The organism is Streptomyces sp. NPDC042336 (assembly GCF_055581985.1).
Genome location: NZ_JBVJEA010000021.1, coordinates 44,847 through 68,501 on the forward strand (window position 1 = coordinate 44,847; position 23,655 = coordinate 68,501).

General features: G+C 73.6%; 23 protein-coding genes. 7 read left to right on the forward strand and 16 right to left on the reverse strand.

Annotated elements, in window-relative coordinates:
* The first annotated feature begins 177 nt into the window (after positions 1-177).
* Positions 178-882 (forward strand): SCO3374 family protein, encoded by a 705-nt coding sequence (locus tag ACZ6IM_RS32500; protein WP_052843549.1) that lies wholly within the window; start codon positions 178-180, stop codon positions 880-882.
* Here the strand turns inward: ACZ6IM_RS32500 and ACZ6IM_RS32505 are convergent, their stop codons facing one another.
* The 10 genes from ACZ6IM_RS32505 to ACZ6IM_RS32550 all read right to left on the reverse strand — a co-directional run bounded on the left by ACZ6IM_RS32505 (position 883) and on the right by ACZ6IM_RS32550 (position 9,399).
* On the reverse strand, positions 883-1,218 hold the full coding sequence (locus ACZ6IM_RS32505) for a histone-like nucleoid-structuring protein Lsr2 (protein WP_003975458.1): 336 nt from the start codon (positions 1,216-1,218) through the stop codon (positions 883-885).
* 260 nt (positions 1,219-1,478) lie between these two features.
* Positions 1,479-1,988, reverse strand: a complete 510-nt coding sequence (locus ACZ6IM_RS32510; protein ID WP_052843550.1) for an amino-acid N-acetyltransferase — start codon at positions 1,986-1,988, stop codon at positions 1,479-1,481.
* 9 nt (positions 1,989-1,997) lie between these two features.
* Complete coding sequence (locus ACZ6IM_RS32515; protein ID WP_076974913.1) at positions 1,998-2,396, reverse strand: BlaI/MecI/CopY family transcriptional regulator; 399 nt, start codon at positions 2,394-2,396, stop codon at positions 1,998-2,000.
* A gap of 171 nt (positions 2,397-2,567) precedes the next feature.
* On the reverse strand, positions 2,568-2,747 hold the full coding sequence (locus ACZ6IM_RS32520; protein WP_052843554.1) for a hypothetical protein: 180 nt from the start codon (positions 2,745-2,747) through the stop codon (positions 2,568-2,570).
* 23 nt (positions 2,748-2,770) lie between these two features.
* Positions 2,771-3,361 (reverse strand): hypothetical protein, encoded by a 591-nt coding sequence (locus ACZ6IM_RS32525; protein WP_469561500.1) that lies wholly within the window; start codon positions 3,359-3,361, stop codon positions 2,771-2,773.
* A gap of 548 nt (positions 3,362-3,909) precedes the next feature.
* Positions 3,910-4,707: a type III pantothenate kinase gene (locus tag ACZ6IM_RS32530; RefSeq protein ID WP_003975453.1), complete on the reverse strand. Its 798-nt coding sequence runs from the start codon at positions 4,705-4,707 to the stop codon at positions 3,910-3,912.
* Between the two features lie 3 nt (positions 4,708-4,710).
* Positions 4,711-5,700 (reverse strand): carboxylating nicotinate-nucleotide diphosphorylase, encoded by a 990-nt coding sequence (gene nadC, locus ACZ6IM_RS32535; RefSeq protein ID WP_469561606.1) that lies wholly within the window; start codon positions 5,698-5,700, stop codon positions 4,711-4,713.
* A 5-nt stretch (positions 5,701-5,705) separates the two neighbouring features.
* Positions 5,706-7,427, reverse strand: a complete 1,722-nt coding sequence (locus ACZ6IM_RS32540; protein ID WP_469561503.1) for an L-aspartate oxidase — start codon at positions 7,425-7,427, stop codon at positions 5,706-5,708.
* Positions 7,424-8,434: a pantoate--beta-alanine ligase gene (gene panC, locus ACZ6IM_RS32545; RefSeq protein WP_052836352.1), complete on the reverse strand. Its 1,011-nt coding sequence runs from the start codon at positions 8,432-8,434 to the stop codon at positions 7,424-7,426. Before panC ends, ACZ6IM_RS32540 begins: the two co-directional genes overlap by 4 nt.
* Positions 8,431-9,399: a Rossmann-like and DUF2520 domain-containing protein gene (locus ACZ6IM_RS32550; RefSeq protein ID WP_469561506.1), complete on the reverse strand. Its 969-nt coding sequence runs from the start codon at positions 9,397-9,399 to the stop codon at positions 8,431-8,433. The genes panC and ACZ6IM_RS32550 overlap by 4 nt, the downstream gene beginning before the upstream one ends.
* A gap of 200 nt (positions 9,400-9,599) precedes the next feature.
* Between ACZ6IM_RS32550 and ACZ6IM_RS32555 the strand changes: the two genes are divergently transcribed.
* Positions 9,600-10,808 carry a threonine aldolase family protein gene (locus tag ACZ6IM_RS32555; protein ID WP_052836354.1) on the forward strand — a complete coding sequence of 403 codons (1,209 nt, stop codon included), beginning with the start codon at positions 9,600-9,602 and terminating at the stop codon, positions 10,806-10,808.
* A gap of 19 nt (positions 10,809-10,827) precedes the next feature.
* On the opposite strand, the gene ACZ6IM_RS32560 is transcribed toward ACZ6IM_RS32555, so the two are convergent.
* On the reverse strand, positions 10,828-11,043 hold the full coding sequence (locus ACZ6IM_RS32560; RefSeq protein WP_469561510.1) for a hypothetical protein: 216 nt from the start codon (positions 11,041-11,043) through the stop codon (positions 10,828-10,830).
* Positions 11,044-11,201: 158 nt separating this feature from the next.
* Here ACZ6IM_RS32560 and ACZ6IM_RS32565 point away from each other — a divergent pair, with 158 nt between their 5' ends.
* Positions 11,202-12,308 (forward strand): DUF5937 family protein, encoded by a 1,107-nt coding sequence (locus ACZ6IM_RS32565; protein WP_052836355.1) that lies wholly within the window; start codon positions 11,202-11,204, stop codon positions 12,306-12,308.
* 105 nt (positions 12,309-12,413) lie between these two features.
* Here ACZ6IM_RS32565 and ACZ6IM_RS32570 read toward each other — a convergent pair whose 3' ends face one another.
* On the reverse strand, positions 12,414-13,088 hold the full coding sequence (locus tag ACZ6IM_RS32570) for a response regulator (protein WP_003975444.1): 675 nt from the start codon (positions 13,086-13,088) through the stop codon (positions 12,414-12,416).
* Between the two features lie 61 nt (positions 13,089-13,149).
* Complete coding sequence (locus ACZ6IM_RS32575; RefSeq protein ID WP_052836356.1) at positions 13,150-14,355, reverse strand: sensor histidine kinase; 1,206 nt, start codon at positions 14,353-14,355, stop codon at positions 13,150-13,152.
* Positions 14,356-14,473: 118 nt separating this feature from the next.
* Between ACZ6IM_RS32575 and ACZ6IM_RS32580 the strand changes: the two genes are divergently transcribed.
* Positions 14,474-15,571, forward strand: coding sequence for an SAM-dependent methyltransferase (locus ACZ6IM_RS32580; RefSeq protein ID WP_052836357.1), 1,098 nt, complete (start codon positions 14,474-14,476; stop codon positions 15,569-15,571).
* On the opposite strand, the gene ACZ6IM_RS32585 is transcribed toward ACZ6IM_RS32580, so the two are convergent.
* Entirely contained in the window at positions 15,536-16,687 is a 1,152-nt protein-coding gene (locus tag ACZ6IM_RS32585; protein WP_052836358.1) for an NADH-quinone oxidoreductase subunit D, read from the reverse strand. The two genes, ACZ6IM_RS32580 and ACZ6IM_RS32585, sit on opposite strands and share 36 nt — an antisense overlap.
* A gap of 31 nt (positions 16,688-16,718) precedes the next feature.
* On the opposite strand from ACZ6IM_RS32585, the gene ACZ6IM_RS32590 reads away from it, so the two are divergent.
* Complete coding sequence (locus ACZ6IM_RS32590) at positions 16,719-17,285, forward strand: PH domain-containing protein (protein WP_052836359.1); 567 nt, start codon at positions 16,719-16,721, stop codon at positions 17,283-17,285.
* Positions 17,286-17,671: 386 nt separating this feature from the next.
* Positions 17,672-18,946, forward strand: a complete 1,275-nt coding sequence (locus ACZ6IM_RS32595; RefSeq protein ID WP_052836894.1) for a PH domain-containing protein — start codon at positions 17,672-17,674, stop codon at positions 18,944-18,946.
* Positions 18,947-18,983: 37 nt separating this feature from the next.
* Here the strand turns inward: ACZ6IM_RS32595 and ACZ6IM_RS32600 are convergent, their stop codons facing one another.
* On the reverse strand, positions 18,984-20,240 hold the full coding sequence (locus tag ACZ6IM_RS32600; protein WP_469561517.1) for a hypothetical protein: 1,257 nt from the start codon (positions 20,238-20,240) through the stop codon (positions 18,984-18,986).
* A 136-nt stretch (positions 20,241-20,376) separates the two neighbouring features.
* Complete coding sequence (locus tag ACZ6IM_RS32605) at positions 20,377-21,510, reverse strand: alpha/beta hydrolase (RefSeq protein WP_052836361.1); 1,134 nt, start codon at positions 21,508-21,510, stop codon at positions 20,377-20,379.
* A gap of 183 nt (positions 21,511-21,693) precedes the next feature.
* On the opposite strand from ACZ6IM_RS32605, the gene ACZ6IM_RS32610 reads away from it, so the two are divergent.
* Positions 21,694-23,490, forward strand: a complete 1,797-nt coding sequence (locus ACZ6IM_RS32610; protein ID WP_052836362.1) for a phosphatidylglycerol lysyltransferase domain-containing protein — start codon at positions 21,694-21,696, stop codon at positions 23,488-23,490.
* The last annotated feature ends 165 nt before the right edge of the window (positions 23,491-23,655 follow it).

A 23,655-nucleotide genomic window follows, 5' to 3' on the forward strand; every position in this document is an offset into this window, starting at 1 on the left:
TTACCCGCTGGGACGGACACTCCATGCCGCGCGCACCGGTTCCCTCCGCTACGGGCGAACAACCTTGCGCCTCCCCGCACCCCCGCACGCCCCCTCTTGCCGCCCTCGTCCAGCACTCTGCGCATTCGGATCAACACCCAGCGTAACCCGAGGGCTCTTCGGACGGTTGCACTTGGCATGGTTGGCGCCCCGCACCCCGTCTCCCCCGTCGCTCCCGTGTCCCCCGTTGTGCCGTCGCCCCGGCGGCCCACCCAGAACGGCGGCTCGGCGTCGGAGCGGATGCGGTGGTGGTACGAGAGCGGGCTCGGGTGGCCGACGGCGCCCGGGGAACCGGTGCGGCTGCGCACGGGCGTGCGCTTCGACGTCCTCGACGTGCCGGCCGAAGCGGGGTACGCGACGCTGGAGCGGCTGGACCGGCTGATGCGTGCCGGCCGGTCCGGACAGGCCGGTGCGGATTCGCCGGCACCGGGCTTCCCGGTGGCCGTCCAGGGCGGGCGGATGTTGCTGCTCGTGGCGGCGGGCGCCGCGGAGGAGCTGCCGGGGCTGCTGGAGTGGCTGGAGTGGGGCTCGCTGGCACTCGACCTGACGGCTGTCGGGGCGGGCGGCCTCGTGGACGCTCCCCTTGCTCCGGAGCCCGGCCCGGCCGGGCTGCCGCCGCGTCCCCCGGAGCGCGACGGCCTGCGAGGGGCCGCCGTCTGGCTGCGACCCCCGGAGCCGGGGTGCGAGGTGGGGTCCTCGCTGCCGGCGATGTCGGTCCCCGGACGGACCGGGACCGCCCTCGATCTCGCCCGGCTGGTCCACACACTGGCCACGCATTGCCACCGCGTCCGGCTCACCGCGAGCGGCCCGCCGCGGGCGCGGCCCGTGGCACCGATCGCGTGATCAGCCGTTGGCCTGCTCGTACGCCTCGCGGACCTTCGCGGGGACACGGCCGCGGTCGTTGACGTCCCAGCCGTTCTCCTTCGCCCAGGCGCGGATCGCCGCGGTGTCCTGGCTGCCGCCGGAAGCGGCGCGCGCCTTGCCGCGACCGCCCGAGGCACGGCCACCGGTACGACGGCCACCCTTCAGGTACGGATCGAGAAGACCGCGGAGCTTGTCCGCGTTGGCGGTGGTGAGGTCGATCTCGTAGGTCTTGCCGTCCAGTGCGAACGTCACGGTCTCGTCTGCCTCGCCGCCGTCGAGGTCGTCGACAAGAAGGACCTGAACCTTCTGTGCCACCGGATTTCCTTTCATCGATAACTTGAGGGTCGGGAGTCCGCCGGCGTCCGCCGTATCGCCGCCCCTTGTTATATGCAGTACTGCAGTACGCCGGAAAGCAAACCGCTTTTGCCGGAAAAACACAAACCCCCGGCGGAGGCCGGTAGCCCGGCCCCGGGCCGGAAACATGCGCGTTTCGGACATAGGGAACCCGTGAAGGGTGCGTCGGTGGAATAAACCTCAAACCTCGAGGGCCGTGGACGCCTGGCGCTGCCCGGCGATCACAGATGCAGAAGCATCCGGCTGTTGCCCAAGGTGTTCGGTTTCACTCGTTCGAGCCCCAGGAACTCCGCAACGCCCTCGTCATAGGAACGCAGCAGCTCCGCGTACACATCGGTGTCGACCGGTGTCTCCCCGATCTCCACGAAGCCGTGCTTGCCGAAGAAGTCCACTTCGAAGGTGAGGCAGAAAACGCGGCGAACACCGAGCCAGCGCGCCGTGTCCAGCAACTTCTCCAGCAGCTTGTGGCCGACACCCGCGCCCTTCAGGCCGGGCTTCACCGCGAGAGTCCGCACTTCCGCGAGGTCTTCCCACATCACGTGCAGCGCGCCGCAGCCGACCACCTCGGCGTTGTCGTCCCGTTCCGCGACCCAGAACTCCTGGATGCTCTCGTAAAGCGTCACCATCGCTTTGTCGAGCAGGATGCGGTCACGTACGTACGCATCGAGGAGCCGGCGTACGTCCGGGACATCGCTGGTGCGGGCCCGCCGGACGCTGATGGCATTTGACATGTGGGGACGCTATCGCTCGCCGCCGTCCGGTACGGCGCCGGGTCCCGGTGCGGGGGTTTCCGGTCCCTGCACGATGCGGATGGCGTCTCCGAGTGCCTGGCGCTGTTCCTCGCTCATCATGCCGAAGAAGGCGACGAGGGCCGCGGCGGGGTTGTCGCTCTGGGACCAGGCGTCGTTCATGAGGGCGGCGGCGTAGGCGGCGCGAGTGGAGACCGCCTCATATCGATAGGCCCGGCCTTCGGACTCGCGGCGCACCCAGCCCTTCTGATGGAGATTGTCCAAAACGGTCATCACGGTGGTGTACGCGATGGACCGTTCCTGTTGCAGGTCTTCCAGGACTTCTCGAACGGTCACGGGGCGGTTCCACTTCCACACCCTCGTCATGACCGCGTCTTCGAGTTCTCCCAATGGGCGAGGCACGCTTCGAACGATAGTGGGAGATCGGAGCGATCGCGTGCCGGACGTGCACTTTCGCCGGAAAACGGGCGTAAAAGGGGCGTACGGCTCCTTGGGCGGAGCCGTACGGGAGGGGGCCGTCAGGTCGCAGGGGGTGGCGGTCTCAGGCCGTGGGGGTGGCGGTCAGGCCTTGGAGGGCGGGGACGCCTGCCGGGCGCCCTCCGCCCGCGCGAGGGCGGCGTCGACGACCGCGTCCTCCTTGGCCTTGTTGGCGCCGCCCTGGGTCTTCACGATCACCCGGATCACGCCGATGAAGAAGACGGCCATCACGGCCGGGGGCAGGAGCGCGGAGACGTAGTCCATGGGACCAGGGTAGCCAGGCGCCGTCAGCCCGCCGCGAGGTGGTGCCGGGAGTCCGGGGCGGGCGGCGCCGGCGGGGCGGGCTTGCGGCGGGGGAAGACCTCGCCTGGGGTGGGGACGGGGCGCTTGGGGGTGGCCGGAGCGGGCTGGGGGGACGGCTTCGGGGCGGGCTTCTGCGCGGGGTCCTTGTCCGGCTGCCGGCCGCCGGGGAGGGCGTGGAGGGCGTGCAGGCGGGTGCGCGCGGCGGGGAGCGTGGGGCGGCAGCGGGCGAGGAGCGCCGCCGCGGCGGGGTTGCCGCGCAGGGCGCCCAGGGCGGCGAGGTCGTCCGCGTCGGGGCGGTGGCCGGCGTTCAGCGCCTCGTCCAGGAGTGTGAGGTAGCCGGTGGCGGTGCCGGGGAGGGCGGCGCGGTACCGGGCCAGGTCGGCCACCAGGAAGGCACGGTGCCGGGCACCCTCCCGCATCGCCTCGTCTAGCGACTCTGCGAGCTGGAGGCAGTCCGTGGCCTCCTGGGCCGAGACCGGGCTGGGGTTCAGGGCGAGGGCGAGGGCTCGCCGGAGCACGCGCAGCTCCTGAGCACCGAACGCCATGCCGCCGCGGGGTCCGTAGGGCGTGGGCATGTGGCGACGATACGCGCTAATCAGACAAACTTCGCATAGGGGGTGTGGGTGTGGCGCGTGTGCCCACCCGGATGCGGGTGCCTTCGGCGCCTGTGCGGGCTGCGGGGGGTGCGGGGTGCCTGCGGCGCCTGTGCGGGTTCGGGTGCGGGGTGCCTGCGGCGCCTGTGCGGGTTCGGTGGGGGTGCGCGGTGCGCGGTGCGTTGTGGGTGGGTCGGGGCCGCGCCGGGGGGTGTCCGTCCTCGGAACGGCGCGGAATCGGTCGGCCACAGATCTCCCCCGGCGTTGACGCGCCAACCGCTGCGGGCGGACACCCCCCGACACGACCCCTTCTCGCCGTACGCGACTGCGGCCCGCCGACGCCCGCCCTGCCCCGGCCCGCCGTACGCGGCTCTCCCGCCGCGTCGCCACATCCTCCAGCTGCGGGCCGTCGTCCGTCGCCCTCGCCGCGGGCCGTCGTGCCGCTGGGGCGGCACGGGTGGGCGCAGCGGCACCCCGCTGCGCCGGGCCGCGCTCCCCACCCCCGCGGCCACACCCGCGCCGGGTGTCGGCTACATGCGTGACACGTTTCGCTCGTACACCAGTCGCAGCCCCATCAGCGTCAGCCACGGCTCGTGCTCGTCGATGACCGAGGACTCGCCCAGCACCATCGGCGCCAGTCCGCCCGTCGCGATGACCGTCACGTCGTCCGGGTCGTCGGCCAGCTCGCGGGCCATGCGGTTGACGACGCCGTCGACCTGGCCGGCGAAGCCGTACACGATCCCGGACTGCATCGCCTCGACCGTGTTCTTGCCGATCACGCTCCGCGGCCGGGCCACCTCGATCTTGCGGAGCTGGGCGCCCTTGACGCCGAGCGCCTCGACCGAGATCTCGATGCCGGGGGCGATGACGCCGCCGATGTACTCCCCGCGCGCGCTGACCGCGTCGAACGTCGTCGCGGTACCGAAGTCCACGACGATGGCCGGGCCGCCGTACAGCTCGACCGCGGCGACCGCGTTGATGATGCGGTCGGCGCCGACCTCCTTGGGGTGGTCGGTGAGGATCGGGACGCCGGTCTTGACGCCCGGTTCGACGAGGACCGCGGGGACGTCGCCGTAGTAGCGGCGGGTGACCTCGCGGAGTTCGTGGAGGACCGAGGGGACCGTCGCGCAGATGGCGATGCCGTCGATGCCGTCGCCCAGCTCGTCGCCCAGCAGCGGGTGCATGCCCATCAGTCCCTGGAGGAGGACCGCCAGCTCGTCGGCCGTGCGGCGCGAGTCCGTGGAGATGCGCCAGTGCTCGACGATGTCCTCGCCGTCGAAGAGGCCGAGGACGGTGTGCGTGTTGCCTACGTCGATCGTCAGCAGCATGGTCTACTCCGCCGCTCGCAGGTCCAGGCCGATGTCCAGGATCGGGGAGCTGTGGGTGAGGGCGCCCACGGCCAGGTAGTCGACGCCGGTGGCCGCGTACGCCTTGGCGTTGCCGAGGGTCAGGCGGCCCGAGGCCTCCAGGGCGGCCCGGCCGGCGACCAGGGCGACGGCTTCCCCGCACTCGTCCGGGGTGAAGTTGTCCAGGAGGATCAGGTCGGCTCCGGCGTCCAGGACCTCGCGGAGCTGGTGCAGGGTGTCGACCTCGACCTCGATCGGCACGTCGGGGAAGCTCTCGCGCACGGCGTTGAAGGCCTCGGCGACGCCGCCCGCGGCGACCACGTGGTTGTCCTTGACCAGGGCCGCGTCCGAGAGGGACATGCGGTGGTTGACGCCGCCGCCGCAGCGGACCGCGAACTTCTCCAGGCTGCGCAGCCCGGGGGTGGTCTTGCGGGTGTCGCGGACCTTGGCCTTCGTGCCGTCCAGGGCGTCCGCCCACGCGCGCGTGGCCGACGCGATGCCCGACATGCGGCACAGGAGGTTCAGCGCGCTGCGTTCGGCGGTCAGGATGTCGCGGGTGCGGGTGGTCACGGAGAGGAGCTTCTGGCCCTCCTCCACGCGGTCGCCGTCCTCGACGTGGCGCTCCACCTCGAACTCGTCGGTGCAGACGATCGACAGCACCGCCTCGGCGACCCGGAGGCCCGCGACGACCCCCGCCTCGCGCGCGGTGAAGTCGGCCGTGGCCACGGCGTCCTCGGGGATCGTCGCGACCGTCGTCACGTCCACGCCGCCCGCCAGGTCCTCCTGGATGGCGACGTTCGCGATGTCCTCGACCTCGACCGGGTCGAGTCCTGAGTCCAGCAGGAGCGCCGCGAGCGCGGGGTCGAGGCCGCACTCCATGTAGGTGTCTTCTTCGGTGTCCGCGCCGCAGGCGCAGCCGTCGCCGCAGCCTCCGCCGGAGGCGAGGGGGAGTTCGGAGGGGTCGGAGGGGTTCACTGCTGTCACTGCTCCTGGGGACGGTGCGTCGGCTGGGCGCCGTGGACGGTAGGGGGGAATTCTGGCGTGTCCGTGGTGTGCACGGCGAGCGTCCGGTCCGGGTTCAGCCGTACGACGATGTGGCGGCGCCACGTCGTGTCGTCGCGGTCCGCGTGGTCCTCGCGCCAGTGGCAGCCGCGGGTCTCCTCGCGCCGGGCCGCCGCGGCGACCAGGACCCGGGCCACGCACAGGAGGTTGGTGGCCTCCCAGGTGTCGACACCCGGCTCGGAGGTCTTGCCGTTCTCGTGCAGGGCCTCGCGGGCCTCGGCGTGCAGGCCGTGCAGCCGCTCGGCCGCGCGCGTGAGGGAGTCCGCCGAGCGCAGGACGCCGGCGCCCTCCGACATGATCCGCTGGATCGTGAGGCGGGCCTCGGGCGGGAGGAGGGGGTGCTCCGGGTGCTGGGGGTGCGGAAGGGGAGCCGGTACGCGCGCGTGGACCGTCCCGGCCGCGATGTCGGCCGCGATGCGTTCGGCGTAGACCAGGCCCTCCAGGAGGGAGTTGGACGCCAGGCGGTTGGCGCCGTGCACCCCCGTGCAGGCGACCTCGCCGCAGGCGTACAGGCCGGGGACCGTCGTACGGCCGTGGGCGTCGGTGCGCACGCCGCCCGAGGCGTAGTGGGCGGCCGGGGCCACGGGGACCGGCTCGGTGACCGGGTCGATGCCGTGGGCGCGGCAGGCGGCGAGGATCGTGGGGAAGCGCTGCTCCCACATCGCCCTGCCGAAGTGGCGGGCGTCCAGGTACATGTGGTCGGCGTCGCGCTCCTGCATGCGGCGGGTGATGGCCTTCGCGACGATGTCCCGTGGGGCGAGTTCCGCCAGTTCGTGCTGTCCCAGCATGAAGCGCACGCCGTCCGCGTCCACCAGGTGGGCGCCCTCGCCGCGCACCGCCTCGGAGACCAGGGGCTGCTGGCCCTCGGCGTCCGGGCCGAGGAAGAGGACGGTGGGGTGGAACTGGACGAATTCGAGGTCGCTGACCTCGGCACCCGCGCGCAGGGCGAGGGCCACGCCGTCGCCCGTGGAGACGGAGGGGTTCGTCGTCGCCGAGAACACCTGGCCCATGCCGCCGGTGGCGAGGACGACCGCGGGGGCGTGGACCGCTCCGACGCCGTCGTGCTGGCCCTCGCCCATGACGTGCAGGGTGACGCCGGCGGTGCGGCCGTCGGCGTCCGTGAGGAGGTCGAGCACGAGGGCGTTCTCGATCGTGCGCAGCCCGCGCGCGCGTACCGCCTCCACCAGGGCGCGGGAGATCTCGGCGCCCGTCGCGTCGCCGCCCGCGTGGGCGATGCGGCGGCGGTGGTGGCCGCCCTCGCGGGTGAGGGCCAGGCCGCCCTCGGTGGACTCGTCGAAGTGCGCGCCGGTCGCGATGAGCCGGCGTACGGCGTCGGGGCCCTCGGTGGCCAGGATGCGGACCGCTTCCGCGTCGCACAGGCCGGCGCCGGCCACCAGGGTGTCGTCCAGGTGCTGCTCGGGGGTGTCGCCCTCGCCGAGGGCCGCGGCGACGCCGCCCTGCGCCCACCGGGTGGAGCCGTCGTCCAGGCGGGCCTTGGTGACGACGACGGTCCGCAGACCGGCGGCCTCGCAGCGCAGGGCAGCGGTGAGGCCCGCGACGCCGGAGCCGACGACCACCACGTCGGCGGCGATGGCCCAGCCGGGCGCGGGGGCGTGCAGTCGTATGCCTGTGCTGGTCACGAGGCGGCTCCGAGGGGTCCGAAGGTGAGATGGACGTTGTCGATCAGGCGGGTCGCGCCGACCCGGGCCGCGACGGCGAGGACGGCCTCGCCGGTGTGGTCGTCGCCGATCTCGGTGAAGTCGGCCGGGTCGACCAGGGCGAGGTAGTCCAGCTCCAGGGGCGGGGTGGCGCGGGCGGCGTCGTCCAGCACCAGGCGGGCGGCGTCCCGGACGGCCGTGGCGCTGCCGGGCGCGGACGTGGCGACGGCGTGCGCGTCGGCCGCCGCGCGGGACTCGCCCAGGGCGCTGAGCGCCTCGGCGCGCGCCCGGGTGGCGGGCACCTCGCGGGCCCGCGCGCACAGCGCCTCCTGGGCCGCGTGCCGGTCCTGGCCGGCGAAGAGCGCCTGCGAGAGCGCGAGGGCGGTACGGCGCTCCGCCGCGGAGAGGTAGCGGTTGCGGCTGGACAGGGCCAGGCCGTCCTCCTCGCGCACGGTGGGGACGCCGACGATCTCCACGCCGAAGTTCAGGTCGCGGACCATGCGGCGGATCAGCGCGAGCTGCTGGGCGTCCTTCTGGCCGTAGAGGGCGAGGTCGGGGCGGGTGAGGTGGAGCAGCTTGGCGACGACGGTGAGCATGCCGTCGAAGTGGCCGGGGCGGGAGGCGCCCTCCAGGCGTTCTCCCATGGGGCCGGCGGTGATGCGCACCTGGGGTTCGCCGCCCGGGTAGACCTCGTCGACGGAGGGGGCGAAGACGGCGTCGGCGCCCGCCCGCCCGGCGATCTCCAGGTCGGCGTCCAGGGTGCGCGGGTAGCGGTCGAGGTCCTCGCCGGCGCCGAACTGGAGGGGGTTCACGAAGACCGTGACGACGACCTCGCCGTCGGGGCCCGCGAGGCCGCGGGCGGTGCGGATCAGGGTGGCGTGGCCCTCGTGCAGGGCACCCATGGTCATCACGACGGCCCGGCGGCCGTGCCGCACGCGCGCGTGCAGCTCGTCGGCGGTGCGGAGCAGGACGGGCGGGGTGGTGGTCATCGGGCGCCTCCGTCGGGGCCTTCGGTGCCTGGGGTTCCGTCGGGGCCCTCGGTGCCGCCCCTGGCTCCGTCCGCGAGCACGTCGAGCAGGTCCTCGGCGAGTTCGGCCTTCAGCAGCCCGTGGTCCAGCGCGCGGTCGGCGGTCGCGCGGGCCATCGCCAGGTAGCCGGCGACGGCCTGGGGGGCGTGTTCGCGCAGTTCCACGATGTGGGCGGCGACCGTGCCCGCGTCCCCGCGCGCGACGGGGCCGGTCAGGGCCGCGTCGCCGGAGCGCAGGGCGTTGTCGAGGGAGGCGCCGAGCAGCGGGCCGAGCATCCGGTCGGGGGCCGCGACGCCGGCCGTGCGCAGCAGCTCCATCGACTGGGCCACCAACGTGATCAGGTGGTTGGAGCCCAGGGCCAGCGCCGCGTGGTAGAGCGGGCGCCGGTCCTCGGCGATCCACTCCGGCTCGCCGCCCATCTCGATGACCAGGGCCTCCGCGGCCAGCCTCAGTTCCTCGGGCGCGGTGACGCCGAAGGAGCAGCCCGCCAGGCGCTGGACGTCCACCGGAGTGCCGGTGAAGGTCATCGCCGGGTGCAGGGCCAGCGGCAGAGCGCCTGCGCGCAGAGCGGGGTCCAGGACCCTGGCGCCGTACCGCCCGGAGGTGTGCACCAGAAGCTGGCCCGGGCGCACCGCCCCGGTCTCGGCGAGCCCGGTCACCAGGCCGGGCAGGGCGTCGTCGGGGACGGTCAGCAGGACCAGTTCGGCGCGCTGGAGGACTTCCGCGGGCGTCATGAGCGGCACGTCGGGGAGGAGGGCGGCGGCACGCCTCCTGGAGGCGTCGGAGACCCCCGAGACGGCCACCGGGCGGTGCCCGGCGAGCTGGAGGGACGCGGCCAGCGCGGGGCCCACCCGTCCGGCGCCGACGACGCCTACGGTGAGCCGCGCGGGGCGGTCCTTGGGGTCTGGCTGTGGGGTTGTGTTCACGCGACGACGGCCTTCCCGTTCCAGTCCGCTCGGGGTACCGGACGATTTCTCGTCATGTTAACGCGATCGGTCCGGGCGACGTCCGGTTGTCCACAGGCTGTGGGTTTCCGTGCGGCACCGGAGCACACACACCGCGCGCGTGTGGGAACGTGTGCGGAAACCGGGTGCCCGGCGCCCGCCCCGCGCGACATGATCCCCGCATGAGTGAGCAAGAAGAGCGGGCGGAACGGGACGGGCCGGCGGAACGGGCACCGGACGAGCGGGCGGAGCCGGAGGAGCAGCGGCACAGGCGGCTGCGCGAGCGGCGCGTGGCCGCCCTCCGCGGTGCGCGCCGCGTCCTCGCCCGCCCGGGCTACGTCACGACCCTGCGGGAGCGCCTCGCCGTGCTGGACGGGGCCGACGAGCTGTACGACCTCGACGAGCCGTCCGACCTGTACGGCAACGGTGTCGTGGCGGCGCTGGAGGAGCGGACCGCCGCCCTGCTCGGCACCGAGGCCGCCGCCTTCTTCCCGACCGGGACCATGGCCCAGCAGGTGGCCCTGCGCTGCTGGGCGGGCCGCACCGGGAACCCGGTCGTCGCCCTGCACGGGCTCGGCCACCCCGAGGTGCACGAGCGCGGCGCCTTCAGCAGGGTCGCCGGACTGCGTCCGGTACGGCTGACCGACGCGCCGCGGCAGCCGACCGCCGACGAGGTGCGCGGCTTCGAGGAGCCGTTCGGGGCGCTGATGCTGGAACTGCCGCTCCGGGAGGCCGGATATCTGCTGCCCACCTGGGAGGAGCTCACCGAGGTCGTCGAGGCCGCCCGGGAGCGCGACGCGGTGGTGCACTTCGACGGTGCCCGCCTGTGGGAATGCGCCGTCCACTTCGGCCGCCCGCTGGCCGAGATCGCGGGCCTGGCGGACAGCGTGTACGTCTCGTTCTACAAGTCCCTCAAGGGCTATGGCGGCGCCGCCCTGGCCGGTCCCCGGACGCTGGTCGAGGAGGCGAAGGCATGGCGGCACCGGTACGGCGGCCAGGTGTTCCAGCAGTTCCCCACGGTGCTGTCCGCCCTGGCCGGCCTGGAGCGCGAGCTGCCCCGGCTGCCCGCGTACGTGGCCCACGCGCGCGTGGTGGCCGCCGCGCTGCGCGAGGGGTTCGCGGCGGCCGGGCTGCCGTGGGCGCGGGTGCACCCGGAGGTGCCGCACACGCACGAGTTCCAGGTCTGGCTGCCGTACGACCCCGAGACCGCGGGTGAGGCCGCGCTGCGCCAGGCGGAGGAGACCGGGACGATGCTGTTCGCCCAGTCCTGGGACGCGGGCGGTCCCGGGATCGCCCTCACCGAGGTCTCCGTGGGCGAGTCGGGCCTGGAGTGGACGGCCGACGACGTGCGGGCCGCGGTCGCCGACTTCGCCGCCCGGCTGGCGGCCTGACGGGGAACGCCCCGGCCGGTCAGCCCAGGGCGCGCGGCCACAGGGACCACCACCGGCGCAGGGCCCGCCGTACCCGGCCCCGCGCCGGGCGGCCGGCGAGCACGGCCCGGAACCGGCGGCGGTCGTGCCACTCGCGTACGACCTGCCGGTCGTGGGTGCCGGGCGCGGGCGGCGCGGGCTCGCCGAGCTGCCGGGCACGGTAGGAGTCGAGGAGGTACTGCTGCGTGATGCTCATGGCGGATCGCCCTCTCATGGAGACGTAGGGGTGGAGTACGGGCTCCGCGGCAGCCCCGATGACCCCAGACTGCTCCGGCCCGTGCCCGCGGTCGCGCCGATTGACGGCGGCGGTCAATCGGCGGCGGCGTTGTCAGTGGCGACGTGCACCATGGGGGCATGAGCGTGCGCATCGACATCACGGGGCTGCGGCCGGAGAGCGTCGCCGTCGTGCCCTCTCCCCTGGCCGAGCTGGGCATGGCGCTGCACGCGCTGTCCGAGCCGGGGCACCACCCGGGGCTGCAGGGCTGGGCGACGGGCGTGACCGCCCGGCTCGACTCTCATCTGGCCGACCGGATGTGCGAGGCCGACTTCCTGTGGCGGACGACCTTCTCGGACCTGTTCATGCCGTTCGCCGGGGTGCCGGGCCGCAGCACCCTGCCCGGCGCCACCCTCGCCGAAGACCTGGACCTGCTCGACAAGCTGACCGACGAGCAGTTCGTCGACGCGGCCCTGGAGTTCACCTGCGCGCTGCCGTACAGCACCGGTGGGGTCTCGGCGCTGGACGACCCCGAGGTGCGCCGGCGCGCGCTGGACCTGGCCGCCGCGCGGGGACCGCAGCAGCTGCGTTTCAGCGAGCGGCTGCTGGCCGATCCGCCGCGGATCCGGGACTGGCTGCGGCAGTTCGCGCGGGACTGCGACGAGGCGTTCTTCGCGGAGGCCTGGTCCCGGCTGCGCATCCAGCTCGCGGCGGACGCCCGTCACAAGACGGACCTGCTGCGCCACAAGGGCCTCGCCGAGGCGCTGGCCGCCGTGTCCCCGGCGGTGACGCTGGACGAGGCCGCCGCCCGGATCACCGTCGACAAGCTGGGCGACGGCCGTTCGGCGACGGCGGACGGCGGCCTGCTGCTGGTCCCGACCAGCCTGGGCTGGCCGCACCTGATGGTCCTGCACCGGCACGACTGGCAGCCGGTGCTGCACTATCCGGTGGGCTCCCCCGAGCTGGCCTCACCGCCCTCGGTCGAGCAGCTCACCCTGCGGATGACCGCGCTGTCCCACCCGGTGCGGATGCGGATCTGCCGGCACCTGGCCCGCAGCGCGTACACCACGAGCGAGCTGGCTCAGGCGCACGGCATGACGGCCCCGGAGATATCCCGGCACCTCGGTGTGCTGAAGAAGGCCGGACTGATCACCACCCGGCGCCGCGGCCGGTACGTCCTGCACCAGCTGGACGTCACGGTGGTGGCCCGGCTGGGCAGCGACTTCCTGGAGGGGATACTGCGCTAGCCCGCCCCTGCCGCCAGGAGGCCAGATCCTGGAAGTCGCCGGCCGACGGGCTCCGGCCGCGGGCGTCCGCGGCCCGGGCGGCGGCACGCGGCGCGGGCAGGCCCGTCAGCCCTGTCCGCCGCCGGCCCGGACCAGCCCGGTCTCGTAGGCGAGGACCACCACCTGGACGCGGTCGCGCAGGCCCAGCTTGGTCAGGATGCGGCCCACGTGCGTCTTGACGGTCGCCTCCGACAGCACGAGCCGTGCCGCGATCTCGCCGTTGGACATGCCCTGTGCCACCAGCACCATCACCTCGCGCTCCCGCTCGGTGAGCCGCTGGAGCTCCTTCTGCCGGGGCTCCTGCCCGGTGGCCGGCAGCATCGGCGCGAACCGGTCCAGGAGCCGCCGGGTGGTGGAGGGCGCGACCACCGCGTCACCGCTGTGCACGGAGCGGATCGCGGCGAGCAGCTCGCCGGGCGGCACGTCCTTGAGCATGAAGCCGGAGGCACCCGCCTTCAGCGCCGAGAACGCGTACTCGTCGAGGTCGAACGTGGTCAGGATCAGCACCTTCGGCGCGTTCGGGTCCACGCAGATCCGGCTGGTGGTCTCCACGCCGTCGAGCTTGGGCATGCGGACGTCCATCAGGACGACGTCCACGGCGGTCGAGCGCAGCACCTGGAGCGCTTCCACGCCGTCGCCCGCCTCCGCGACGACCTCCATGTCCGGCTGGGCCGCCAGCACCATCCGGAACCCGGTGCGCAGCAGCACCTGGTCGTCGACGAGCATCACGCGGATCGCCATCGGGCCTCTTCTTCCTTTGCCTTACAGGTGTCAATGCCGTACATGCGTACGGGCGCGGCGGTCACGGTGAGGGTTTCAGCGGGAGCAGCGCACTGATGCGGAATCCTCCGCCCGGACGCGGGCCGGCGTCCAGGGTTCCGCCGACCATGCCGATCCGCTCGCGCATGCCGATCAGCCCGTGGCCCTGGCCGTCGAAGCCGCCCTCCTCGTACAGCTCGTGCGGGGCGCCCTTGCCGTCGTCCTCGATGAGCAGACCGAGCCCGTCGTCGAAATAGACCAGGCGCACGCTCGCGCCCGCGTTCTCGCCACCGTGCTTGCGCGTGTTGGTCAGCGCCTCCTGCACGATGCGGTACGCGGTCAGCTCCACGCCGCTGGGCAGCTGCCGGGGGGTGCCCTCGACCTTGAAGTCGACCGGCAGTCCGGAGGTGCGGCACTGCTCGACGAGGTCCTCGATCTGCTCGACGTCGGGCTGCGGGACGTACTCCCCGGCCTCCTTGTGCTCGCCGGTGCGCAGCACGCCCAGCAGGCGGCGCATCTCGGCGAGCGCCTGCCGGCCGGTGGAGGAGATGGTCTCCAGGGCCTTCTTCGCCTGGTCGGGCGCCGCGTCCAGGACGTAGGCGGCGCCGTCGGCCTGCACCACCATCACGGAGACGTTGTGCGCGACGACGTCATGCAGCTCGCGCGCGATCCGGGCGCGCTCGGCGGCGACCGCGACCTTGGCCTGTGCCTCGCGCTCCTTCTCCAGCCGGGTCGCGCGCTCCTCCAGCTGCGCGAAGTAGGCGCGCCGGGTGCGGATGGAGTCGCCGAGCACCCAGGCGAGGGCGAAGGGGACCGCCTGGAAGACCGTCACGGCGATGGTGGTGCCCATGCCCAGCTCGCTGTCGGACCAGCGCAGCTGGGCCAGCGGCGCCGCGCACAGGCCGGTGGCCAGCGCGGTCCTGGAGGCCCAGCGGGCGCCGGTCGCGGCCACGGTGTAGATGATCACCAGGAAGGCGAAGTCGGCGGGCATCGTCGCGACGTCGAGCGCCAGTTGTCCCACGCCGAGTGCGACGGCGAGCAGCAGCATCCTCTCCGGCGCCCGCTGGCGCAGCGCCATCACGACACTGAGCAGCACCACGAAGGGGACGATCAGCGCCACGTTGTCCGTCCCGTCCGCCCGCGTCCCCGGAGTCGCCGCGGAGACCAGGGAGATTCCGAGCACGACGAGGGCCCAGAAGGAGTCGACACCGGTCGGGTGTCTGCGGAGGAAGTCGTAGAGGCGCTGCACGTAACCCAGCGTAGGGAAGTGGAATAGGTGCAGGGGTCAACCGGAGGGCCGATCCGCATGGTCCGCGCGTACTCCGCAAGGTGGAGGTTCCGCTCTCCTGTGCCCCTAGCCTGGGTCTGTGACACCAGGGACGGCAGGGACAGCAGGGCTCAGTGGGTCTCCGGGGGCGCACGGGGAATGGCGGGGCTGGCGGGAGGCCACGCACGAGGCCCTCTACGGACCGGAGGGTTTCTACCGCGCGGGGCCCGCGGGCCCGGCCGGGCACTTCCGGACGTCCGTGCACGCGTCGCCGCTGTTCGCGGGGGCCGTGGCGCGGCTGCTGTGCCGGGTCGACGAGGCGCTGGGCCGGCCCGCGGTGCTGGACTTCGTGGACATGGCGGCCGGCCGGGGCGAGCTGGTCACCGGGGTGCTGGCGGCCCTGCCCGCCGAGGTGGCCGAGCGTACGCGCGCGTACGCCGTCGAGGTCGCCGCCCGCCCGGAGGGACTCGACCACCGGGTCAGCTGGCTCCCCGGGCCGCCGCGCGGTCTCACCGGGCTGCTGTTCGCCAACGAGTGGCTGGACAACGTACCGGTGGACGTGGCGGAGGTGGACACGGCGGGCGTGCCGCGGCGGGTGCTCGTCCGGCGCGACGGGACCGAGCGGCTCGGCGGGCCGGTGGCCGGGGCGGAGGCCGAGTGGCTGGCCCGGTGGTGGCCGCTGACCGGCGAGGAGGGACTGCGGGCGGAGATCGGGCTCCCCCGCGACGAGGCCTGGGCGTCGGCCGTGGCGGCGCTGGACGCCGGGCTCGCGGTGGCGGCCGACTACGCGCACACCGCGGCCGCCCGCCCGCCGTTCGGGACGCTCACGGGCTTCCGGGAGGGACGGGAGACCGAACCTGTGCCCGACGGGTCCTGCGACATCACCGCGCATGTCGCGCTGGACGCGTGCGCGGCCGCCCACACCGCGAGGTGCGCTCCGGGGCACGCGCCCCCTGACGCGCTCGTGCGCCCCCAGCGCGAGACCCTGCACGCCCTCGGTGTCACCGGCGCACGCCCTCCGCTCGCGCTGGCCTCCACGGCCCCGGCGGCGTACGTGCGCGCCCTCGCGAGCGCCTCCGAGGCCGCCGAGCTGACCGCACCGGGCGGCCTGGGCGACTTCTGGTGGCTGCTCCAGCCGGTGGGGCAGCTCGACGCGGCCGCGCTACTTGTCGATGTCGCCGACCACGAAGAACAGTGACCCCAGGATCGCCACCATGTCCGCGACCAGCGTCCCCGGCAGCAGGTCGGCCAGCGCCTGGATGTTGTTGTACGACGCCGAGCGCAGCTTCAGCCGGTACGGGGTCTTCTCGCCCTTGCTGACCAGGTAGTAGCCGTTGATGCCGAGCGGGTTCTCGGTCCAGGCGTAGGTGTGGCCCTCGGGCGCCTTCAGCACCTTCGGGAGCCGCTGGTTCACCGGTCCCGGCGCCAGCTCGGCGAGTCGGTCCAGGCAGGCGTCGGCGAGGCCGAGGGCGTTGTGCGTCTGCTCCAGGAGGCATTCGAAGCGGGCCAGGCAGTCGCCCTCGGTACGGGTGACGACCTTGAGGGTGTCCTGGAGTTCGCCGTAGGCGAGGTACGGCTCGTCGCGGCGCAGGTCGAAGTCGACGCCGGAGGCGCGGGCGATCGGTCCGCTGACGCCGTAGGCGTGCACGGCCTGCGGGGACAGGGCGCCGACCCCCCGCGTACGCCCCCGGAAGATCTCGTTGCCGAGCACCAGGTCGTCGAAGACGTCCATGCGCGAGCGCACGGCGGCGACGGCTCCACGCGCGCGCGTGGTCCAGCCCGCGGGGAGGTCCTCCTTGAGACCGCCGACGCGGTTGAACATGTAGTGCATGCGCCCGCCGGAGACCTCCTCCATCACGTTCTGGAGGACCTCCCGCTCCCGGAAGGCGTAGAAGACCGGGGTGATGCCGCCCAGCTCCAGCGGGTACGACCCGAGGAACATCAGGTGGTTGAGCACCCGGTTCAGCTCGGCGAGCAGCGTCCGCGTCCACACCGCGCGCGTGGGGACCTCCATGCCGAGCATCCGCTCGACGGCGAGGACGACGCCCAGCTCGTTGGAGAAGGCCGACAGCCAGTCGTGGCGGTTGGCGAGCATGATGATCTGACGGTAGTCACGGGCCTCGAACAGCTTCTCCGCGCCGCGGTGCATGTAGCCGATCACCGGCTCGGCGCTCGTGATGCGCTCGCCGTCCAGAACCAGCTTGAGCCGCAGCACGCCGTGGGTGGACGGGTGCTGGGGGCCGATGTTGAGCACCATGTCGGTGCTCTCCGCGGCACCGCCGATTCCGACCGTGGTCTCCGTCGTAGGAGTCATGGACACAGTCTCCCCTACGTACGCTGGCCCCATGGAGACGGGGAGCCCGGACGACACGGGTACGGCGGGGGCAACGCGAGCGGCGGGTCGGGCGGACCCGGCGAATCCGGCGGGTCCGGCGGTTCCGGTGCGGGAGGAGCCGGTGTGGACCGGCCTGCCGCCGGGGCTGCTGCACATGCGGCGACTGCTGCTGGTGGTGTGGCTCGGCCTGCTGACGCTCGCCGCGGGTGTGCTGCCCGCGCTGTTCCTGGCCCCCCTCTGGGCCGCCCTGGCGCTCCTGCCGCTGGCCCTGACGGCCTGGGGCTGGGTGATGCTGGGACGCAACTGGCGCTCCTGGCGGTACGCCGAGCGCGCCGACGACCTGCTGATCAGCCGGGGCGTGCTGTGGCGGGAGGAGACCGTCGTCCCGTACGGGCGCATGCAGCTGGTCGAGGTGACCTCCGGGCCGGTCGAGCGGCACTTCGGCCTGGCCAGCGTGCAGCTGCACACGGCCGCCGCCGCGACCGACGCCACCATCCCCGGCCTCGACCCGGCCGAGGCGGAACGCCTCCGCGACCGCCTCACCGAGCTGGGCGAGGCCCGATCGGCGGGACTGTGACCGGGACCGGGGCCGGCGAGAACACGGCCGAGGACGGCACGACGGGGCATGCGGACAGCGCGGGCAACCCCCGCCCGGCAGCCCTCGCCGGTCACGGGGACGCTCCCCTGAGGCCCCCCGGACACGACACCACCAAGCCCCCGGACCACAGGCCTGGCCCACCTGCCGGTACGACAAACGCCACACCCGACGCCACCGCTCCCGACGCACCGGGCGCAGAGATCGGCGGGAAGCCGGTGACGGGAGACACCGCGGACGGACGCCCGGACAGCGCCCCCGCCGCCGGGCCGGACCCGGTCACAGAAGCCGCGGACAGCGCCGACGCCGCCGAACCCGGCGCCGGTACCGGCGCGCTCCCGTCCGCGGACGACGTCGCAGAGCGGCGCCTGCACCCCGTCACGCCCCTGCGGCGGGCGTGGGCGCCGGTCGCCGTGCTAGTCGGCTGGGCCGTGCACGATCCCGACCAGGCACAGCGCCAGCTGACCCGGCTGACCACGACGCACCTGCTGATCGGCCTCGCCGTACTGATCCCGGCCGCCGCCCTGTACGGCTTCCTCACCTGGTGGTTCACCCACTACGCGGTGACCGACACCGAGCTGCGCATCCGCACCGGACTGCTGTTCCGGCGCACCGCGCACATCCGCCTCGAACGCATCCAGGCGATCGACGTCACCCAGCCCCTGCTGGCCCGGGTCGCGGGGGTCGCCAAGCTCAAGCTGGACGTCATAGGCACCGGCAAGAAGGACGAACTGGCCTTCCTGGGCGCCGACGAGGCGAGCGCGCTGCGGGCCGAGCTGCTCGCGCGCGCGGCGGGCTTCGCACCCGAGACGGCACACCAGGTCGGCGAGGCCCCCGCACGCCGGCTGCTGCGGGTACCGCCCGGCGTCCTCGCCATCTCCCTCCTGCTGACCGGCGCGACCTGGGGGACGCTGCTCGCTGCCGTGGTCGTACCGACACTGCTGTGGCTGGCCACCCACAACCTGTGGACCGTGCTGGCGACCGCCCTGCCGCTGGTGGGCGCCGCGGGCGCGCGCAGCGCGGGCCGGTTCGTGGGTGAGTACGACTGGACGGTGGCCGAGTCCCCGGACGGGCTCCGCATCGACCACGGCCTGCTGGACCGCGCCCACGAGACGGTGCCGCCGGGCCGGGTGCAGACCGTGCGCCTCGTGGAGCCGCTGCTGTGGCGGCGCCGCCGCTGGGTGCGGGTGGAGCTGGACGTGGCCGGGTCGTCGAACTCGGTGCTGCTGCCGGTCGCCCCGCGCGAGATCGCCGAGTCGGTCGTCGCGCGCGTGCTGCCCGGGGTGACCGTACCGACGGCTGGGGAGCTGTCGCGCCCGCCGCGGCGGGCGGCGCGGTGCAGACCGCTGTGGTGGCGCGGCCACGGACTCGCCGTCACCGACGCGGTCTTCACCGCTCGGTACGGCCTGCTGCGCCGCAGCCTGGCGCTCGTGCCGCACGCCAAGGTCCAGAGCGTCCGCCTGACCCAGGGCCCCTGGCGGCGCGCCCTGCGCCTGGCCGACGTCCACGTGGACACGGGGGCGAACAAGACCGTGACGGCCCGCCTGCGCGACGCGGGCGAGGCCGCGGAACTGCTGCGGAGCCAGGCGGAACGGTCCCGGACCGGGCGCCGGGACGCCCCGCCGGACCGCTGGATGGCCTGAGGCCACAGATCCGAGGCGCCCGCGGCGTCCGCGGCGATCAGGAGACCGCGCTGCGCAGCCCCTGTACGTCGATCTGCTCGGTCTCGTCGTGGGCCGTCAGGTCGATCACCTGGCCCACGCCCCGGGACTCCTCACCGGCCTGCTTGAAGGAGACCTCGGCCTCGGCCTTGTGCAGGGCGAGCGCTTCCTGGCCGACCACGTCGGCGAGATCCTCGTTCTGGACGGTCTCCAGAGCGGCGTCGGACGCGGCCGCCGCCCCGTCCACCGAGCCCTCGGGGGCCTTGGTGCCGAAGAAGTCGAAGCCGCCCTCGACCACCGGACGCCGCGCCGGAGCCGGCGGTACGACGGCCACCGCGGTCGGCACCGCGAAGTGCCCGTCGGTCCGCCGGGTGGACTGGGTGGGCTGCGCGGGCGGCTCGTCGGAGGTGGCCATCGGGGAGGCGGCGGCGGTGCGCTCGTGGCCGTCGGCCGCCTCGGGCTGCCCCTGCGTCTCGCCGTCCTGCCCCGCGTCGGCCGCCGCGCCCTCGCCACCGCCGCCGTCCCCGCCGCCGTCCCCGCCGCCATCACCTTCGGAGTCGTCGGAGGCCTCGCCGCGGCCGCCCCGGTCGCCACCGTCCGGGTCGGCGGGCGTGTCCCCGACGAGGCGGGCCAGCGCCGCGTTCGCGCGCAGGAACAGCCGGGAGCCCTCGGGCGAGAAGACCGCGGGGGCGGAGACCTCTTCGTCGCCCCCGCTCTCCTCGGCCGAAACCTCCTGCCGGGCCGTCTCCTCCGGCGTCTCCTTCTCCGGGCTCTCCTGTGCCGGGGCGGATCGTGCCGCCGGCAGCGCGGGTGCCTGCGGCGCGGCCTCTATCTCCAGCAGCCGGCGGCCCTCCAGCGCGCTGGCGCGCTCGGTCTCCGCCGTGGCGTAGCGCCGCAGCAGCGAGGCGTGCTCGTTGCGCAGCCCCGCAAGCTCGGTGCGCTTGGCCCGCAGCCGGTGCTCCAGCTTCTGCCGCAGCTCGCGCGACTCCTCCAGGTCGGACTCCAGTTCGGCGACCCGTTCCTCGAAGCGCCACTCGTCGCTCGCACGCGCGCGCGTGAGGTCGGCGACCTGCCGCCCCGCCTGCGCGTCCCAGTGCCGCATGACGACCGCGCCGACCACGGCCGTCACCGCGGCGGCCGCGGCCAGGACGCGAAGGATCATGGTCTCGCTGAACAACCAGGGCCCGAGGGCGCAGACGACCGAAACGCCTGCGATCGCCGACGGAGGAAGCAGCCTGTGCAGAGGCGGGGAATGGCGGTGACGTCCACGTGGCATGGCCAGAAACTTACCGCGCGTAGGCGAATCTTGGCGCCCCGGCCCGCAAAAACACGGCCATCTCCCCCGTGTTCACAGGGAACCGGGAATCCACATCCCCGAAGACGGGCGAATTACGCCGGGACCTCAAGATCATTTATGCCTCCCGTCCGCCGCCCAGCCGCTCATCCAGCCACCGCAGCGTCGCGGGAATCTCCCGCCGCCAGGTATTGAAGTTGTGCCCGCCGCTTTCCAGGATGATCGACGAGATCCGCGTCGGCTTCTTGCCCTTCACCAGTTCGATGAACTTCAGCGTGTCCTTGTAGTTCGTCTCACCGGCCCTGCTGCTGGTGACGAGCAGTGAAGTGTCGGGAGCGGCCGCGTTCTTGAGGTACCACCACAGACTCGCCCGCTCCTCGAGTCCCTTGTCCCCCTGGAACAGGTCGCCCGTGGTGGGGTCGCTCGGCGCGTCGTAGTACGCGGACAGCCCGGCCCCGGCGGCGTACACCTCGGGATGGTGCGCGGCGAGTTTGAGGGCGCAGTAGCCGCCGGTCGAGTTGCCGACGACGCCCCAGCTCCGCGGCCCCTTGTCCACCCGGTAGTGGGCGCTCACCGCCTCGGGAAGATCCTTGGCGAAGAACGTCTCGGTCTGCGGTCCGCCCGGTACGTCCACGCACTCCGTGTCGCGCGGCGGCGCCACCGTGGGCCGCAGCATCACCAGGATCATCGGCCGCATCCGACCGGTCTTCGCCAGTTCCAGCGCCGTACGCGGGTAATGGAGTTTGTCCACCAACGCCTCGGCGGTGCCCGGATAACCGGTCAGGACGACGGCCGCGGGAAACGTACGACCACGGTGCCCCGCCTGGAAGTACTCCGGCGGCAGATAGACGAACGCGGGAGACGCGATCCGAGAGGCACGCCCGACGACCCGTATCTCCTCGACCCGCCCGGAGACCTCCGGCCGCGCCCCGCCCCCGGGCGTCACCCCCCGCTCACCGACGACCCGCAGCGGCCCACCGCCCGCACCGGCGGAGTGGTCCACGACCACGCCCTGACCGTCCTCCCGCCCGAACAGGTCGGCCCAGCTGCCGTAGAACCCGAAGGACTGGTTGGCGACCAGCCCCACCGCCGCGAAGACCGCCGCCTGGGTGGCGAACAGCAGACCGATCCTCCCCAGAACGGCCCGCACGCTCCGCCGGGCCAGCCGTGGCCACAGCCACACCGTCGCGGCGAACAGCAGCACACCGGCCGCCACCACCAGCACCAGCACCTTGTCGCTCGTGAGCCCCATGCCTTGCTACCTGCCCGCGCTTTCGTACGCCCGTCCGTCCGGGCTTTGTGATCAGGGGAGTGAACCTCTCCCTCCGAGACACCGTCCTAGAGGGCGCAATGTCGCCGGATGCCCGAAACGGGCCCGGATCCACGCTCTCTCGCAGAACAAACAGGTGCGATGTCTGTCAGGACAGATGAGGAAATGTCGGGCGCGGTTCCGACGGGACCCACCCGCATGCGCCGCGCACTGCGCGGCCCCCGCCCGGAGCAGGTCCCCCTCCTCGTAGGCCGCGCCTGTGTGCTCGTCGGCCTGCTGGACATCGCGGCCGGCTCCTTCCCGCGCTTCCGGCACAGCCGCATGCACGCCCTCGCCGAAGTCCTCCCCGGCGCCTTCGGCCCCTTCGCCGCGGCCCTCTCCCTCAGCGCCGGCGTCCTGCTCCTCCTGCTCGCCCACGGCCTCAAACGCCGCAAGCGCCGGGCCTGGCGAGCGGCCGTGGCCCTCCTCCCCCTCGGCGCCGCCGCCCAGTTCACCTACCGCCACTCCCTCCTCGGCGTACTGATCTCCCTGATCCTGCTGACCCTCCTCCTGCGCCACCGCGACGAGTTCGCCGCCCTTCCCGACCCCCGCAGCCGCTGGCGGGCACTGGCCAACTTCGTCCTCATGAGCGCGGGTTCCGTCCTGCTCGGCCTGCTCGTCGTCAACGCCCACCCGCACCGCATGCTCGGCGACCCGAGCCTGGCCGACCGCCTCACCCAGGTCCTGTACGGCCTGTTCGGCGTCGAGGGCCCGGTCGACTACCGGGGCAACACCTCCTGGACGGTCGCCTTCTCCCTCGGTGCCCTCGGCCTCCTGACCGCCATCACCACCATCTACCTGGCCTTCCGCCCCGAACACCCCGCGGCCCGCCTCACCGAGGACGACGAGACCCGCCTGCGCGCCCTCCTCGCCCGGCACGGCGGCCGCGACTCGCTCGGCCACTTCGCGCTGCGCCGCGACAAGGCCGTCGTCTTCTCCCCCAGCGGCAAGGCCGCCGTCACCTACCGCGTCGTCTCCGGCGTGATGCTGGCCAGCGGCGACCCGATCGGTGACGTCGAGGCCTGGCCGGGCGCCATCGAACGCTTCATGGACGAGGCCCGCTCGCACTCCTGGACCCCGGCCGTCATGGGCTGCTCCGAGACCGGAGGCGAGGTCTGGACCCGCGAGACGGGCCTCGACGCCCTCGAACTGGGCGACGAGGCGGTGGTGGACGTGGCGGATTTCTCCCTCGCCGGCCGTGCGATGCGCAACGTGCGTCAGATGGTCAAGCGCATCGAGCGGGCCGGTTACGAGACCCGGGTACGGCGCGTGGCTGACCTGTCGGCCGCCGAACTGGACCGCGTCCGCCGCGCCGCCGACGCGTGGCGCGGCACGGACACCGAGCGCGGCTTCTCCATGGCCCTGGGCCGCGTCGGCGACCCGTCCGACGGGGACTGCCTGATAGCGACGGCCCACAAGCAGGACACCGAGCCCGGCGAGTACGGCGACCTCAAGGCGATCCTGCACTTCGTGCCGTGGGGCACGGACGGGGTGTCCCTCGACCTCATGCGCCGCGACCGCGCGGCCGACCCCGGCATGAACGAACTCCTGATCGTGGCCGCGCTCCAGGCCGCCCCGAAGCTGGGCATCGCGCGGGTGTCGCTGAACTTCGCCATGTTCCGCGCGGCGCTCGCGCGCGGCGAGAAGATCGGCGCGGGTCCGGTCCTCCGGGCCTGGCGGGGACTGCTGGTCTTCCTCTCCCGCTGGTTCCAGATCGAGTCCCTGTACAAGTTCAACGCGAAGTTCCGGCCCCGGTGGGAGCCGCGCTTCGTCGTCTACCGCCGCTCAGCCGACCTCCCCCGCATCGGCTTCGCGGCGATGCAGGCGGAGGGCTTCCTCACGTTCCCCCTCCCGCGCTTCCTCCAGCGCCGGACCCCCACGCGCCGCCCCTGCACACACCAGGCACCGGCGCGGGCGGCATGAGGACCGGTGGTCCGGCGTCCCCTTGGCACCCGGCGCGGGTGTGGCCGCGAGAGGAGCGCGGCCCGGCGCAACGGGGCGCCGCTGCGCCCACCCTCCCCCACTCTCGGCTTCGCTCGAGCGGGGGGACCCCCGTCGCCCCAGCGGCACGACGGCCCGCGGCGAGGG